15 protein-coding genes are annotated in these 14,795 nt (G+C 72.8%); 7 read left to right on the plus strand and 8 right to left on the minus strand.

Features of this window, described 5'->3' with window-relative positions:
• Nucleotides 1–295 precede the first annotated feature (295 nt).
• The 3 genes from tilS to H283_RS0119050 form a co-directional block, all read right to left on the minus strand.
• Entirely contained in the window at nucleotides 296–1,294 is a 999-nt protein-coding gene (tilS, locus tag H283_RS0119040) for a tRNA lysidine(34) synthetase TilS (protein WP_020145119.1), read from the minus strand.
• A gap of 21 nt (nucleotides 1,295–1,315) precedes the next feature.
• A complete protein-coding gene (locus H283_RS0119045; RefSeq protein WP_020145120.1) occupies nucleotides 1,316–2,422 on the minus strand; it encodes a zinc-dependent metalloprotease in 1,107 nt (368 codons plus the stop codon).
• Between the two features lie 123 nt (nucleotides 2,423–2,545).
• The gene (locus H283_RS0119050) at nucleotides 2,546–4,126 is read right to left on the minus strand and encodes a D-alanyl-D-alanine carboxypeptidase/D-alanyl-D-alanine-endopeptidase (RefSeq protein WP_020145121.1); all 1,581 of its coding nucleotides are present in this window, start codon (nucleotides 4,124–4,126) and stop codon (nucleotides 2,546–2,548) included.
• A 156-nt stretch (nucleotides 4,127–4,282) separates the two neighbouring features.
• Here H283_RS0119050 and H283_RS25740 point away from each other — a divergent pair, with 156 nt between their 5' ends.
• Nucleotides 4,283–4,801 carry an inorganic diphosphatase gene (locus tag H283_RS25740; RefSeq protein WP_020145122.1) on the plus strand — a complete coding sequence of 173 codons (519 nt, stop codon included), beginning with the start codon at nucleotides 4,283–4,285 and terminating at the stop codon, nucleotides 4,799–4,801.
• A 31-nt stretch (nucleotides 4,802–4,832) separates the two neighbouring features.
• Here H283_RS25740 and H283_RS25745 read toward each other — a convergent pair whose 3' ends face one another.
• Nucleotides 4,833–5,789, minus strand: coding sequence for a serine/threonine-protein kinase (locus H283_RS25745; protein ID WP_020145123.1), 957 nt, complete (start codon nucleotides 5,787–5,789; stop codon nucleotides 4,833–4,835).
• Between the two features lie 62 nt (nucleotides 5,790–5,851).
• On the opposite strand from H283_RS25745, the gene H283_RS0119065 reads away from it, so the two are divergent.
• A complete protein-coding gene (locus H283_RS0119065) occupies nucleotides 5,852–6,418 on the plus strand; it encodes an RNA polymerase sigma factor (protein ID WP_020145124.1) in 567 nt (188 codons plus the stop codon).
• A gap of 200 nt (nucleotides 6,419–6,618) precedes the next feature.
• Complete coding sequence (locus tag H283_RS27870; protein WP_020145125.1) at nucleotides 6,619–7,428, plus strand: hypothetical protein; 810 nt, start codon at nucleotides 6,619–6,621, stop codon at nucleotides 7,426–7,428.
• Between the two features lie 118 nt (nucleotides 7,429–7,546).
• Here the strand turns inward: H283_RS27870 and H283_RS0119075 are convergent, their stop codons facing one another.
• Entirely contained in the window at nucleotides 7,547–9,055 is a 1,509-nt protein-coding gene (locus tag H283_RS0119075) for an MFS transporter (protein ID WP_020145126.1), read from the minus strand.
• An 8-nt stretch (nucleotides 9,056–9,063) separates the two neighbouring features.
• On the minus strand, nucleotides 9,064–9,303 hold the full coding sequence (locus tag H283_RS0119080; protein WP_020145127.1) for a hypothetical protein: 240 nt from the start codon (nucleotides 9,301–9,303) through the stop codon (nucleotides 9,064–9,066).
• A 231-nt stretch (nucleotides 9,304–9,534) separates the two neighbouring features.
• Here H283_RS0119080 and H283_RS0119085 point away from each other — a divergent pair, with 231 nt between their 5' ends.
• The 4 genes from H283_RS0119085 to H283_RS0119100 all read left to right on the plus strand — a co-directional run bounded on the left by H283_RS0119085 (nucleotide 9,535) and on the right by H283_RS0119100 (nucleotide 12,872).
• Nucleotides 9,535–10,083, plus strand: a complete 549-nt coding sequence (locus tag H283_RS0119085; protein ID WP_020145128.1) for a TetR/AcrR family transcriptional regulator — start codon at nucleotides 9,535–9,537, stop codon at nucleotides 10,081–10,083.
• A gap of 17 nt (nucleotides 10,084–10,100) precedes the next feature.
• The gene (locus H283_RS0119090) at nucleotides 10,101–11,036 is read left to right on the plus strand and encodes an LLM class F420-dependent oxidoreductase (RefSeq protein WP_020145129.1); all 936 of its coding nucleotides are present in this window, start codon (nucleotides 10,101–10,103) and stop codon (nucleotides 11,034–11,036) included.
• Between the two features lie 151 nt (nucleotides 11,037–11,187).
• Nucleotides 11,188–11,649 carry a MarR family winged helix-turn-helix transcriptional regulator gene (locus H283_RS0119095; protein ID WP_020145130.1) on the plus strand — a complete coding sequence of 154 codons (462 nt, stop codon included), beginning with the start codon at nucleotides 11,188–11,190 and terminating at the stop codon, nucleotides 11,647–11,649.
• Complete coding sequence (locus H283_RS0119100; RefSeq protein WP_020145131.1) at nucleotides 11,646–12,872, plus strand: MFS transporter; 1,227 nt, start codon at nucleotides 11,646–11,648, stop codon at nucleotides 12,870–12,872. Before H283_RS0119095 ends, H283_RS0119100 begins: the two co-directional genes overlap by 4 nt.
• A 91-nt stretch (nucleotides 12,873–12,963) precedes the next feature.
• Here the strand turns inward: H283_RS0119100 and H283_RS25750 are convergent, their stop codons facing one another.
• Nucleotides 12,964–13,335 (minus strand): MmcQ/YjbR family DNA-binding protein, encoded by a 372-nt coding sequence (locus tag H283_RS25750; protein ID WP_020145132.1) that lies wholly within the window; start codon nucleotides 13,333–13,335, stop codon nucleotides 12,964–12,966.
• A gap of 111 nt (nucleotides 13,336–13,446) precedes the next feature.
• A complete protein-coding gene (locus tag H283_RS0119110) occupies nucleotides 13,447–14,778 on the minus strand; it encodes a nitrate/nitrite transporter (protein WP_020145133.1) in 1,332 nt (443 codons plus the stop codon).
• Between the last annotated feature and the right edge of the window lie 17 nt (nucleotides 14,779–14,795).

The following is a 14,795-nucleotide window of genomic DNA, read 5'->3' on the forward strand; positions in this document are numbered from 1 at the left end:
TCAACCGCACGCGGACGGGTGCCGTCGCCGCCGGGGAAGCACGCGGGGCGGCTCAGCCGAGCTCCGCCCGAGCCACTCCTCCAGCCGGGCGTATGCCGTCCGCTCCGTCACGACGACGCCGCGGATCCGCGGTCCCGGAACCCTCGGGTCGACCGGCCCCGGCCCCGGACCCTCGTTCAGGCGCCGCGGCCCCCGAACTGTCGGGCCACCGGCATCCAGACCCTCGTTCAGGCGCCACGGCCCCCGAACCGTCGGTACGTCCGGGGCAGGGGCGACTGGTGGCTCTCGCCGCGGGTCAGGCGTTGGCGGTCTGGCGCAGCGGGCTGAAGACGATGGCCCCGCCCGTGCGCGCGACGGCGATGCCGCCCGGCACGTGGAGCGGGCCCTGTCCGTGCCACGACGTGAGGAGCGCGTCGAGCGACTCGACGTGCGCGGCGCTGACATCGGCGAGCGGTGCGCCCGCCTCGGCGGCGAGGATCCGCCAGACGCGTGTGCGGATCGCCCGTGGCAGGGCTCCGAGGGCGTCGAGGTCGACGCCCTGACCGCCGGGTCCGGCGGGCAGGTCGGCTCGGGCCCGGACGGCCAGGCTCTCGAGGTAGTCGGCGTCCTCGCGCAGCAGGTCGGCACTGCGGGCGAGGGCGGCACCGAAGCCGGGTCCGAGGTCGGACTCGAGGGTCGCCAGCAGTCGACGGGCGCGGACCCGCCGGAACGAGTCGTCGCTGTTGTGCGGGTCGTCCCACGGCTCGATCCCGTAGGCCGCACAGGCGGCCAGGGTCGTGGCACGCGGCAGGCCGAGAAGGGGACGGACGAAGCGGTCGCGGCGCACCGGCATACCGCTGAGCGACCGCGCACCCGATCCGCGGGAGAGGCCGAGCAGGACCTGCTCGGCCTGGTCGTCCCGCGTGTGGCCGATGAGCACGAGGGACGCGCCGACACGGTCGGCCACTGCCTCGATGGCGGCGTAGCGGGCCGACCGGGCGTCGGCCTCGAGGCCGGCGCCGCTCGTGCGCACGTCGGCACGGACGACCTCGACGGGGTCGAGACCGATCTCGCGGCACAGGGCGGCCGCGGCCTCCGCCACTTGGGCCGACCGCTCTTGGAGGCCGTGGTCGACGACGACGGCACCGGCACGCACACCGGAGCGCGGCGCCTCGAAGGCGAGGGCGGCGGCGAGCGCCACGGAGTCGGGTCCGCCCGAGCACGCGACGAGGACGACTCCGCCCTCGGGCACGTCGGCGAGGTGCTCACGCACCGCGAGCCGGGTGGCTGCGACGGCGGGGTCGGGACCGGGCATGTCTGCGGGACCTCGCATCGCTCAGCCGTGGACCCGACGCACCCAGGCGCCCGGATCGACGATCTCGGCGGCCCGGGGCAACGTCTCCGGGGAGGACCACACGACGTTGAAGCCGTCGCGGCCCACCTGGTCGGTGACGGCCCGCACGAAGACGGCGCCGTCGCGGTACTGGCGCATCTTGGCCTCGAGGCCGAGGAGCTTGCGCAGCAGGCGGTCGATGCCGACCGAGCTGCTGCGGCGCTCGTCGAACTTGCGTCGGATCTCGGCCACGCTCGGGATGACCTGCGGACCGACGGCGTCCATGACGACGTCGGCGTGGCCCTCGAGCAGCGACATGACGGCGGTGAGCTCGGCGATCTGGGCCTTCTGCTCCGGGGTCGCGAAGAGCTGGCCGATGCCCTCACCGGAGCTGAACACCTCGGGGAGGTTCTTCGTCAGCTGCTCGAACCGCTTGGAGAGGTCCTCGGGGGTCGGCGCGAGGTCGACGGCGAGCGCCTGGGTGCGCGCCACCATGTGGTCGCGCAGCCACGGCACGGCGGTGAACTGCACCCGGTGCGTCTCCTCGTGCATGGCGACCCAGCGGCGGAAGTCGGTCGGGTCGACCTCGAGGCGTCGCTCGGTGGCGACGATGTTGGGGGCGACGAGGAGGAGCCGGGGCGTGCCGCCGGGTGCGAGGTCGTACTGCCCGAGCACCTTGCTCGACAGGAAGGCGAGCAGGCCGCCCATCTCGGCGCCGGTGACCTTGCCGCCGATCGCCGCGGCGGTCGCGCTCGTCGACGACTTCTTCGTCGCGTTGAGCTTGTCGACGACGGGGTCGAGCATCGACTTGAACGAGTCGACGTTGGCGCTGATCCAGCCCGCCCGGTCGACGACGAGGGGCGCCGGCGCGTCGGCGGGCGCGGTCAGCGCGCTCGTCTCGGCGACCGGAGCCACCGCGGACGCGGCGGCCGCCCGCAGGTCGGCGACGATCGCCGCGGCCTCGTCGCTCGAGACCTGGGGGCCCGGGTTGACGATCGCTCGCCCGGTCCGCTTCGCGAACTCGTAGTCGACGGACGCGGCCGGTGCACCACCCCTCGAGCCATCGGGACGTCCGGCGTCCACGGGAGTCGGGAGGGTCGTGTCGGTCATGCCAGCCCTTTCGGTGCCGTGACGGTGTCGACGTCGCTCGAGGTGTCTGGGAAGCCCAGCCGGCAACACGGAGAGGTCACGACCACCGTCGCGCACCAGGACCCCGAGCGGCCCACCGGCCCGTCAGCGGCACCCGCACGAGGCGATCGCCGCTACAAAACGGTCCAACGCCGCTCGCGCGTCGTTGGTTCCCACTCCGGCGACCATACCCACGAAGACGAGGAGCCGACCGTCGTCGTCGACGACGCTCCCGGCGAGGGCGTTGGCGCCCGTCAGGGTGCCCGTCTTGGCCCGGGCGCGGCCCGCGGCGTCGTGCTGGGCGCCGGTGAACCGGTCCGCCAGGGTGCCGGTCAGACCGCCGATCGGGAGGCCGTCGAGCGCTCGCCGCAGCACGGCGTGCTTGCCGTCGTAGCCGAGCACGAGCACGTCGGACAGGAGCGAGGCGCGGACCCGGTTCTCCCGCGAGAGGCCGCTCGCGTCGGACAGGGTCACGCCGGCCGTGTCGAGGCCGAGCGCCGCCACCTGCGAGACGACCCACGCGCCGACCTCGGCGAAGTCGGTGCCCGCGCCGGACCGGTAGGCGGCCTGCCGGGCGAGGATCTCGGTGAGCGCGTTGTCGCTGTCGGTGAGGGCCAAAGCCAGCTGCTCGCGCACCGGTGCGGACTCGACGCTGCCGAGGACCGCTCCGGGGCCGCTCGCGGGCACGTCCGGTGTCGCGGCCGCGGTCGTCGGGGCCTGCGCGCCGTCGGACGTCGCCCCGTCGGACGGCGTGGCGGACGGCTCCCCGCCGGTGGCCGGCGTCGGCATCGGCGACCCGGGGACGCCGGGTGCCTGCCCTCGCGCGGCCAGCCTCACGTCGATCCCGCGCCCCTCGAGCTGCCGGGCGAAGGCCGAGCGGACCGAGGCGACGGGGTCGGCCGGGCCCGGCGCCCCACCGTGGGCCCGCTGGCTCGACAGCCCGAGCATCGCGACCGCGCCGGTGATGCCCGAGCTGCGGAAGGTCGACGCCCACGTCGGCGCCGTCGTCGGCCCGGCGGCATACGTCTCGTCGACGTAGAGGGTGACGCTGGTGGTGCCGCTCCGCCCGAGGGCCGTGGCCACCTGCTCGGCCAGGTCGCGCAGTCCGGCTCGGCCGGCGACCGCGTCGGGCTCGCCCTTGCCGGGGTTGAGCAGGGAGTCGCCGCCCGCGACGAGGACGATCTCGTCGGGGGTGTCGCCCTCGCGCACGACGGTGCGCAGCGTCTCGTCGGGCGCAAAGGTCTGGCCGATGGCCGCGGCCGAGAGCAGCTTGGTCGTCGAGGCCGGGATGCGCAGCTCGTCGCCGCCCTGGTCGAGCAGCACCTCGCCGGTCTGCCCGTCACGGACGACGAGGGCCGAGTCGCGCAGAGCCGGGAGCGCCCGCACCGATGCGAGCGCCTCCTCGATGCCGGCGGGCGACGGGGCGGCGGTGTCGCCGGCAAGCGCGGGCAGCGGCGGAGCGACCGAGGTCGACAGCGTGGGCTGCGGGACCGACGGCAGCGTCCGCGTCGCCACCGTCTCGGTGGGCGGGGGCGGCGGCAGCGGCCGGACCGTCAGCGCACCGGGCGCGGCGTCGGCGACGTCGAGGACGGCATACCCGAGCAGGATCGCGACGACCGACCACACCGCGGCCATGCCGTAGGTCAGGCGGGGACCGCGGCGACCCGGCTGCGTCTCGTGCGCCATGGCGCCTCACCCCCTGTCCGTCGTCCGTCGCTGTTTCGCGCAAGGACCGCCCTTGCTGACACACTGTCGCGGACGATTCTGTCAGCCGCCGACGGGTGCCCCGACACCCGAGCCGCACCCGAGACAGCACCCGAAGACCGTGAAGAAGGGGAAGACGTGGAGTTCGACGTCACCATCGAGATCCCGCGCGGACAGCGCAACAAGTACGAGGTCGACCACGAGACCGGTCGGATCCGCCTCGACCGCTACCTCTTCACCCCGATGGCCTACCCCGCCGACTACGGCTACATCGAGGACTCGCTCGGCGAGGACGGTGACCCCCTGGATGCTCTCGTGCTGCTGCCCGAGCCGGTCTTCCCCGGTGTCGTCGTCGAGGCCCGCCCGATCGGTGTCTTCCACATGACCGACGAAGCCGGCGGTGACGACAAGGTGCTCTGCGTGCCCGTCGACCCGCGCACCGCCGACGTCCAGGACATCTCCGACGTCAGCACGTTCACGCTCGACGAGATCCAGCACTTCTTCGAGCGCTACAAGGACCTCGAGCCCGGCAAGCACGTCGAGGGCTCCGACTGGGGCAACCGCGAGGCCGCCGAGAAGATCATCGGCGAGGCCTTCGACCGCGCCAAGGAGCAGGGCACCTCGACCGCCCGCTGGGCGATGCCGCAGGGGCACTGAGCCCGCACGACCCGTCCGGCCCTCCGTCACCTCACCCGAGGAGGCGGAGGGTCAGCCACGTCGCGAGCGTGAAGACCGCGACGGTGGCCGCCGCGAGACCGACGAGCGCCCCGCCGGCCCAGGTGCCCACGGGAGCCGTCTCCGCCGCACCCGTCGCGAGCCGATGGCGTATGCCGTCCAGCCGGTCCGCGAGCTCCAGCGCGGTCCGTGGGCGGCGGGCCGGGTCGTGGGCGAGGGCCGAGCGGAGCAGCTCGTCGAGGTCGCGGGGGGTGCCGGCGACGGGAGCTACGGGCGACGGGGTGAGCTTCGGGTCGCGGGTGGCGATGCTGAGGAGGCCGTCGTCGACGGCATACGGCGACCTCCCGGTCAGGAGCGCGTACGTCACGGCCGCGGCGGCGTAGACGTCGGCGCGCTCGTCGAATCCCTTGGTGCCATGGGCCTGCTCGGGCGCCATGTAGGCCGGGGTGCCGGCGGTCACGGTGAGACCCGAGGACTCGGCGAGAGCCTTGGCCATGCCGAGGTCGGCGATGACGACGTGGTCGCGCCCACCGCGGTCGGTCAGGAGCAGGTTGCCGGGCTTGACGTCGCGGTGGACGACACCGTGCTCGTGGAGCACGTGCAGGCCACGGGCCGCGTCGGCCCCGATGGCGAGGGCGCGCGCGGGGTCGCGGGCCTCGTCCGACGCAACGACCGCCCGGAGGACGTCGGCGACCGTGCCGCCGTCGACGTAGTCCATGACGAAGTACGGGCGCCCGTCGTCGAGCTCACCGAGATCGTGCACACGCACCACCCGGTCGTCGGAGAGCCGGCGCAGGAGCCGCGCCTCGGCGAGGAAGCGATGACGGATGTCGAGGTCGGAGCTCCAGTTGTCGGCGAGGACCTTGATCGCCACGGGGACGGCGAGATCGGGGTCGTGCGCGAGCCAGACGGTCGCGAAGGCCCCGGCGCCCAGTCGGTGCCGGAGCTGGTAGCGACCGATAGCCTCCATCGCGTCATCATGGCCCATCCGCTGCGGCGGGCGGGCTCCGGGTCAGGGGAACGGAGCACATCGTGCTGCACGACGACACGCCGGAGGTGGAGTCGCTCGAACGGCTGCGGCTCGCGGCGCTCGAGGGCGACGGGCGGGCCCTCGACGACCTCGTGAGGGCGCTCGAACCGCTCGTGATGCGGCGCTGCGCCCGGCTCCTGCCACACCGTCCGGACGCCGAGGAGGCCTGCCAGGACGCGCTCGTCGCCGTGGCCTCGAAGCTCGGGTCCTTCTCGGGGAGCGGGTCGTTCGTCGGCTGGGTCACGGTCATCGCCTCCAACAGCGCCCGCTCGACCTACCGCTCGCTCAAGCGTCGCGGCTCGGAGCAGGCAGTGGCCGTGATGCCCGAGGCGCTCGACCCGCGGACGACGAGCGTCATGGCCGGCTCACGCGTCGACCTCATGGAGGCGCTCGACGCGATGGAGGCCGCCAAGCCCCACCTCGTCGAGTCCTTCGTGCTCCGCGACCTCGGTCAGCTGCCCTACGACGAGGTCGCCGCCATCACCGGCGTCCCGCTCGGCACGGCCAAGGCACGCATCCACGACGCCCGTGCCTTCATGCGCGAGCACCTCGTCGAACGGTTCGGCTGAGTACGCGGCTGAGGCGCCGCCGAGCTTCGGCCGAGGGCGCGGCTGAGCCGCGGCCGCGCTCACCAGGGCCGGGTGTCGAAGATCGTGGCCCGCTCGCGGCAACAAAAGCCCGTGCCGGAGCATCTCCAGGGGTGTCCACACCCCCGCCGACCGGCTCGGGCACACGGGTCCGTCACGGGCCGACCACAGGGAGAGTCACCATGACCAGCAGGAACACCACCGTCGCCGCCGTCCTCGCCTCGGCCGCCGTGGCGGGCGTCGCCGTGGGCGTCCTCATCCACGGCGTGACCGACGCCGGCGCGACACCCGGAGCGGGTGGGTCCGGCGCCGCCACGAGCCCCGCCACGAGCCCCGGCGCGACCGCTGGGTCGCGGCCGTCGACACCGTCGTCGGGCAGCAGCGCGCCGACGAGCCCGACGCGCGTCGCCACGACGTCCGCCGCGTCGACGTCCCTCCCCGCGGGCCCGGCACCGGCGCGGGCAGCCCTGTCGGAGAAGGACCTCATGGTCGCCAACGACTACCTCGCCGCCGGCTTCGGCACGGCCCGGCTGCACACCGGTGAGGGGGCCGGACAGGCCACCATCACGGCGTGCCAGACGACGAACCCGGAAGGTCAGTACGGCCTGAAACGGATGTACTCGTCGACGGTGGAGGCCGGCGACCTCCATGCCGACCAGTGGGTCCTCGACTTCCGCGAGGCGGCCGACGCCCAGCAGATGCTGTCGGCCGTCGTCGACTGGCGGACGCTGTGCACCGATCCCTCGAACGAGGGGATGAAGGGCGTGACCTTCAGCGCCACGAGGGCCACACAGGTCACGCTCGCCGACGGGTCGGAGGGCCAGCGCTGGACCATGGACTTCGAGCAGGACAACCACGCCCTGCGGCAGGCCGTGGCGGTCGTGCGCACCGGGACGCGCGTCTCCGTCAGCGTGGTGTCGGCGTCGCCGGCGCTCGTCGAGGGCGTTGACGCCGAGACCCTCGCGGAGCGCTCGGCCACGCGTCTCGGCTGAGGCCCTCTGATCCGCGCCGGGCATCCGGACAGATGGAACGGCAGATGGTGCCGCGTCCGGTGGGGTGATGACCCCACCGGACGCAGCACCATGCGCCGGTTGATGCCGAGGGAGGGTGTCAGCTCGCCTCGGCGCCGTCTGCTGCGGCGACGGCCACCGTCTCTCGAGTCGGCTCGCGGGTCGCCTCGGACGATGCGGCGACCGCCTGGGCCGGGCGCGGCCGGAGCACGAACGCCGCGACGAGCAGTGCCACGAGGGTGAACGTCGCCGACGTGAGGAACGCCGGCTCGACGCCCGGCACGAACTGGCCGGGGACCGCCTGCGAGGCGTACACGCTGACGATCGCGGCGAGGCCCACGGCGCCACCGAGCTGCTGCGCGGTCTGGAGCAGCCCGGAGACCGTGCCGGCCTGGGCGCGGTCGACGCCGCCGAGGACGACGACGGTGACCGGCATGAAGACGAGAGCGGCCGACACGCCGTTGAGCACCAGCGCACCCAGGAGGTGGCCGGCATACGTGCTCGTCGTCGACATGGAGCTCAGCCACACGAAGCTGGCGGTCAGGCCCAGCGTGCCCACGAGGAGCATCGGCCGGGGACCGACCTTGGCGACGAGACGGGCGCTGACCCGCGACGTCGCGAAGATCGCGAGGCTGAGCGGGAGGAACGCGGCGCCCGTCGCCACCGGGCTGAAGCCGAGGACGAGCTGGAGGTACTGGGTCACGAGGAAGAACGTCGAGAACTGCGCGCCGACGACGAGGGCCATGAGCACGAGGGCTCCCCCGCGGGTGCGGTTGCGGACGAGCGCGAGTGGCAGCAGCGGCGAGCTGACCCGACCCTCGGTGCGCACGAAGAGCGCGATGAGCAGCGCGCCGACGACGAAGGAGCCGATCGTCAGGGGCGAGGCCCAGCCGCGGTCGGCCGCGCTGATGAAGCCGTGCACGACGGAGACGGAACCGAGGGTAGCGGTGACCGCGCCGACCACGTCGAAGCGGCCACGGATCCTCGGCGTCTCGGTCACGAAGCGGCGCGCGAGGACGAGCACGACGGCCCCGATCGGGACGTTGACGAAGAGCGTCCAGTGCCAGCTGACGTAGTCGGTGAGGATCCCGCCGAGGAGCAGGCCGATGGACGCGCCCGCGGACGACACGGCCGTGAAGAGCGCGAGACCGCGGTTGCGGGCCGCCTCGTTCGGGGCGCTCGTCGTGACCAGGGCGAGGACGCTCGGTGCGGCGAACGCGGCGCCGACGCCCTGGAGGGTGCGCGCGGCGATGAGCCAGGCCGGGGACGTGGCGAGGCCACCGAGCAGGCTCGCGATCGTGAAGATCGCGAGGCCGACCTCGAAGATGCGCAGTCGCCCGAAGACGTCGCCGAGGCGCCCGCCCAGGAGCAGCAGCCCGCCGAAGGCGAGGGTGTACGCGTTGAGCACCCAGGAGAGGCCCGCGGGCGTGAACCCGAGGTCGGTCTGGATGTGCGGGAGCGCGACGTTCACGACGGTCGCGTCGAGCACGAGCATGAGCTGGGCGACGAGGACGACGCCGAGGCCGATGGCTCCGCGTCGGGCGGCCCGCTCCCCCGCGGAGCGCTCGGGTTGTCGGGTGACGGGTGATGCGGTGGTGCTGGTCGACATCTCTGACCTCAGGATTCGTGGTGCGTGGACAGGCGCGGCGAGCTCTCGTCGGTGAGGTCGCGGGCCATGGGCGTGAAGGACGTGGCGCGGGTGCGGCGGCGGCGCTCGCCGTCGCTGGCGCCCTGGGTGCCGTGGGTGCCCTCGGCTCCGTGGGTGCCGCGGGGCACGAGCGGGGCACGGTGGGTCGTGGCGAGGTGCGACAGGTGGACGCGTCGGGCCTGTCGGGTGGGCTGGATCGTGGTGGTCATGGGTGCCGGACTCCTCTGTGACGACGATCGGCGCTACGATTAGCGGAGAACCACTCCGGTTCTGCCTGACCCACAATATGGAGACTGTCTCCGTTTTAGCAAGGGAGATTTCTCGTGAGGCCTGCCGAAGCTGGCAGTGCGACGCTCGAGTCGTCGCCGGGATCTGTTGCCGCCCAGAGGGATTCGGCTGACGGTCTGGCTCAGGAGAGCCCCGAGAAATTGCCTCGCCCGATGCGCGCCGACGCCCGGCGCAACTACGACAAGATCCTCGCCACCGCCCGCATCGTCTTCACCGAGCGCGGCACGGACTCCTCGCTCGACGAGATCGCGAAGCGGGCCGGGGTGGGCCCCGGCACGCTCTACCGCCACTTCCCCACCCGCGAGGCCCTCGTCGACGCCCTCATGCAGGACTGGACCGACCGGGTGTCCGCCGACGCCGACGCCGCCATCGCCACGGGACAGCCCGCACGGGAGATGCTGCTCGGCTGGTTCGAGCACTTCATCGACCACATCACGCTCCACCGGGGCGCCGCCAGCAAGATCTGTGCCGCCATGGACGACCCGGCGTCCCCGATGTACCGCAAGTGCCGCGTCATGGGCGATGCCAACCGCCGCGTCATCGACCACCTCGACGCCGAGGGCGAGCTGCGCCCCGGCGTCGACGCCGCCAACGTCATGCGCCTCGTCAGCGGTGTCGCGAGCGTGGCCGACACGAGCCACGCCGACCTCGACGTCCGGCCCATGCTCGAGGTCGTCGTCGACGGGATTGTTCGCGCCTGACCCGTGGTTGCAGGGGCATGACCGTCGACCTGCACCTCTTCACCGAGCCACAACAGGGCGCCACCTACGACGACCTCCTCGCCGTCGCCCGTGCCGCCGAGGATCTCGGGTTCAGCGGCTTCTTCCGCTCCGACCACTACCTCGCCATGGGCGGGGACGGCGGCGCGGGGCCGACCGACGCGTGGACCACACTCGCCGGTCTGGCGCGTGACACGTCGACGATCCGCCTCGGCACGCTCGTCACGTCCGCCACCTTCCGCCTGCCCGGTCCGCTCGCGATCCAGGTCGCCGGCGTCGACCAGATGAGTGGTGGACGGGTCGAGCTGGGACTCGGCGCCGGCTGGTTCGAGGCCGAGCACACGGCATACGGCATCCCCTTCCCGCCGCTCGGCGAGCGCTTCGACCGCCTCGAGGAGCAGCTCGCGGTGATCACCGGCCTCTGGACTGCCGAGCCCGGGAAGACCTTCAGCCACAACGGAACCCACTACCCCGTCATCGACTCCCCCGCACTGGCGAAGCCGGTGCAGCCTGGTGGCGTCCCGATCATCATCGGTGGTGGCGGCAAGCGACGCACGCCGGCACTGGCCGTGAGGTATGCCGCCGAGTTCAACGCGCCGTTCGTGTCGGCCCCCGATGCGGGCCGGCTCTTCGAGCGGGTCGGTGGCATGGCTCGAGAGGCCGGCCGAGAGGTCGGCTCGCTCAGGTACTCGGCGGCCCAGGTCGTCTGCGTGGGACGCGACGACGCGACCCTGCGACGCCGCGCCGAGGCCATCGGGCGCGACCTCGGCGAGCTGCGCGAGCACGGCCTCGCCGGCTCCCCCGACGAGGTCGTCGAGAAGATCGCGGCGTTCGAGGCGGTCGGCGCCGAGCGGGTCTACCTCCAGGTCCTCGACCTGTCCGACCTCGACCACGTGGCCGACGTCGCCGACGGCGTGCTGCGCCAGCTCGCCTGAGCCCTCCTCCCTCGAGTGAGCGCTCCGTCCCAGTCGACCGAGCGCTCCGTCCCACTCGAGTGAGCGCCCCGTCCCACTCGACTGAGCGCCCTGTCCCACGTCGGCCACGCTCGACTTGATATGCATAGGTTATCTATGTAAATTGCAGCGAGTGACCGAACCGACCACCCTGGGCAACGAGCTGCTGCGCTCGGCCGCGCGACTCTCGCGCTGGGCCAGCCGCCACGCGTCGTTCGACGTGCCCTTCGCGCAGGCCCGGCTGCTCGCCCTCCTCGACGAGCTCGGCCCCTCCCGCGTCAGCGCCCTCGCGGCCGCCGATCACAGCAGCCAGCCGACGATCACCACGCAGCTCCAGCGCCTCGAGGCGTCGGGCTGGGTGCACCGCGGGTCCGACCCGGACGACGCGCGCGCCACGGTCATCTCCCTCACCGACGACGGCCACGCCACGGTCGAGAGCCTGCGCCGGGCCCGACTGGCCGTCCTGTCCCCCGTCCTCGACCAGCTCGACGGACCGGCCCTCGACCGGGTCCGCGTCGCCATCGATGTCCTGAACGAGCTGCTCGCCGCCGCGGCGGACACCCCTGTCCCGCACCCCACCCGAAAGGACGGATGACCACCACCATGTGGCGCCAACCCAAGACCGTCTGGTCGATCGCCTTCGCCTGCGTGATCTCCTTCATGGGCATCGGCCTCGTCGACCCCATCCTCAAGCCGATCGCCGACGAGCTCGGCGCCGGCCCGTCGCAGGTCTCGCTCCTGTTCACCAGCTATCTCGCCGTCATGGGCATCGCGATGCTCGGCACCGGCTGGGTCAGCAGCCGCGTCGGCGCCAAGCGCACCCTGCTGCTCGGCCTCGCGCTCATCATCGTCGGCGCTGCCTTCGCCGGCAGCCAGGACACCGTCGGCGGCATCGTCGCCTTCCGCGCCCTGTGGGGCCTCGGCAACGCGCTCTTCATCGCGACGGCACTGGCGACGATCGTCAACGCGGCCTCCGGCTCGGTCAAGCAGGCGATCATCCTCTACGAGGCCGCCCTCGGTGTCGGCATCGCGACCGGCCCGCTGCTCGGCGGCTGGCTGGGCGGCATCTCGTGGCGTTGGCCGTTCTACGGCGTCGCCCTGCTCATGGCCGTCGCGTTCATCGCGACCCTGACGACGCTGCCGAAGACCCCGCCGGCCGAGAACCCGACCTCGATCACGGCACCCCTGCGTGCCCTCGGCCACCGCGGCCTGCTCACCGTGGGCATCACCGCGCTGCTCTACAACTTCGGCTTCTTCACGCTGCTCGCCTTCACGCCGTTCCCGCTCGCCATGGGCGCGCACGAGATCGGCTTCATCTTCTTCGGCTGGGGTGTCCTGCTCGCGATCACGTCGGTCTTCGTCGCCCCGATGATCCAGCGCCGCTTCGGCACGCTGGCCGGCATCGTCGGCGCGCTGCTCGGCTTCGCGGTCATCCTCGCCGCCATGGCGGTCTGGACCGACAACAAGACCGTGCTCGTCGTCGGCGTCATCCTCGCCGGCGCCTTCCTCGGTGTGAACAACACGCTCATCACCGAGACGGTCATGAAGGTCTCCCCCGTCGAGCGCGGGGTCGCGTCGGCGGCCTACTCCTTCGTCCGCTTCAGCGGCGGCGCGGTGGCCCCCTGGCTCGCCGGCAACCTCGGCGAGAAGTCGATCCACCTGCCGTTCTGGGTGGGCTCGGCCGCCGTCGTGCTCGCCGTCCTCGTGCTCCTCACCGCTCGCCGGATCATCAGCGCGCTCGACGAGGCGCCCGGGCACGGCGCCGAGGCGGTCACGTCCCGCACGGAGGCCGAGGCCCTCACGGTCGGCGACGCCTGACGCCCACACTGTCGATCCCAGGCCGCCCCCCTGGTCAACACACCGAACAGTTCGCAACCCACCGGGATCCGATCCCGGTGGGTTGCGACTTTCACGGTGTGTTGCGCAAGAGGTCGGCCACGTCGGTGTCGCCGCGCCGGCGGCGCCCGCCGCGGATGTCGTAGGACTCGACGAGCAGCTCCGCGAGCTCAGCCCGCTCGAGGCGGTCGAGGCGCGCCCACATCGACACGCGGTAGCGGAAGGTGTCGACCCGCACGAACGTGTCGAGCCGGTCGGCCAGCGCCTGCTCCGTGTCCATCTCGCCGGTCCACACCTGGACGAGCTCGCGCCCGTCGTCGTCCCAGCGCAGACGAGCGAACGTATGCCGTCCGGCGTGCCAGGCGGGAGAGCCCTCGTGGGCGACCCCGAGCACCGCGCCGGGCAGGCGCCCGGCCAGCTCGTCCACGTCCGCCCACGTCGCCATCGCTCCTCCTCCCGAGCAGGCTAGACCGCCGGACGTGACCACTCGACGGGTCGGCACCCCCGAAACGTGGCCTCTCGACCGATCAGCGGGGCCGCGACCGTCAGTTGAACGTCAGTGGAAGGTGACGGAGCGGCCGGCCTGCATGGCGGCGTACGCGTCGGGGTCGGCCTCGAGGGCCGCGCGCCGCGCCTTGTGGCGATAGCGCAGGATCTGCACGATGCCGAGCGCCCACACGGGGTACTGCACCGTCATCGCGACCCGGAACGCGTCGACGTCCCACGTCGACGGCCCACCGGGAGCGACCCGGTCGAGGACGACACCGACGAGGGCCACCGCCGTCAGCGTGGCGATGAAGCCGCCGGTGTTGACGATGCCCGAGGCGCTGCCGATGCGGGTCGGCGGGTTGAACGTGCGCGCGAGGTCGAAGCCGATCATCGAACCCGGGCCACCGATGGCGATGAGCACGACGAGGACCACGAGCATCCACAGCGGCGCGCGCCCGGGCCAGAGCAGCACCACGGTCCAGGCGGCGATCGCGGCGGCGACGATCCACAGCACGAGGGTGCTGCGCGAGAACGGGTAGCGCATCGTCAGCGTGCCGATGACGGGGCTCGACACAACCGTCGTGACGACCATGAGCATGAGCAGCACACTGGCCGTCGACGCCGAGACGCCTTGTCCTGCAATGAGGAACGGGAAGCCCCAGAGCATCGTGAACATGTTTGCGGCGAACTGCGACGTGAAGTGTGACCACAGCCCGAGGCGGGTCCCCGGCACGAGCCACGCCGCCTTGAGGGTGCGCGCGATGGCCCGGAGCCGCAGCTCGTCGCGGTGGTGGTCGACATAGGGGCTGTCCTTGACGACGACGACGAGCGCGACCCCGGTGAGCACGCCGACCGACGCCGCCACGGCATACGACGGGGTCCAGCCGAAGTGGTCGAGCGCGGCCGCGAGCGGGCCGGCAGCGGCGAGCGCCCCGAGCTGGCCGAGGACGCCGGTCAGCTGCGTCACCATCGGCGTGCGCCGCGGCGAGAACCACAGGGCGACGAGGCGCAGGACCGAGATGAACACCATGGCGTCGCCCATGCCGAGCAGCACCCGGCAGAGCAGTGCGGCCGGGAAGGCGTGCACGAACGCGAAGCCGAACTGGGCCAGCGTCAGGAGGGTGAGCCCGACCCCGAGCATCCGCTTGCTGCCGTAGCGGTCGAGCAGCGCCCCGACCGGCAGCTGCATCGCCGCGTAGACGAAGACCTGGACGATCGTGAAGGTCGACAGCTGCGAGCTGGAGATGCCGAACCGGTCGGCGGCCTCGAGACCGGCGACACCGAGCGACGTGCGGTGGAAGACGGCGAGGACGTAGACCGAGATGGCGGCCGCCCAGACCGCCCAGGCGCGGCGGCCGTCGAGCGGATAGCGCTGTCCGGGATGGGTCGTGCTCGTCATCCGGTGGGTCGTGCTCC

Origin of the sequence: Terracoccus sp. 273MFTsu3.1 (assembly GCF_000383675.1) — a bacterium.
Classification (GTDB): domain Bacteria; phylum Actinomycetota; class Actinomycetes; order Actinomycetales; family Dermatophilaceae; genus Terrabacter.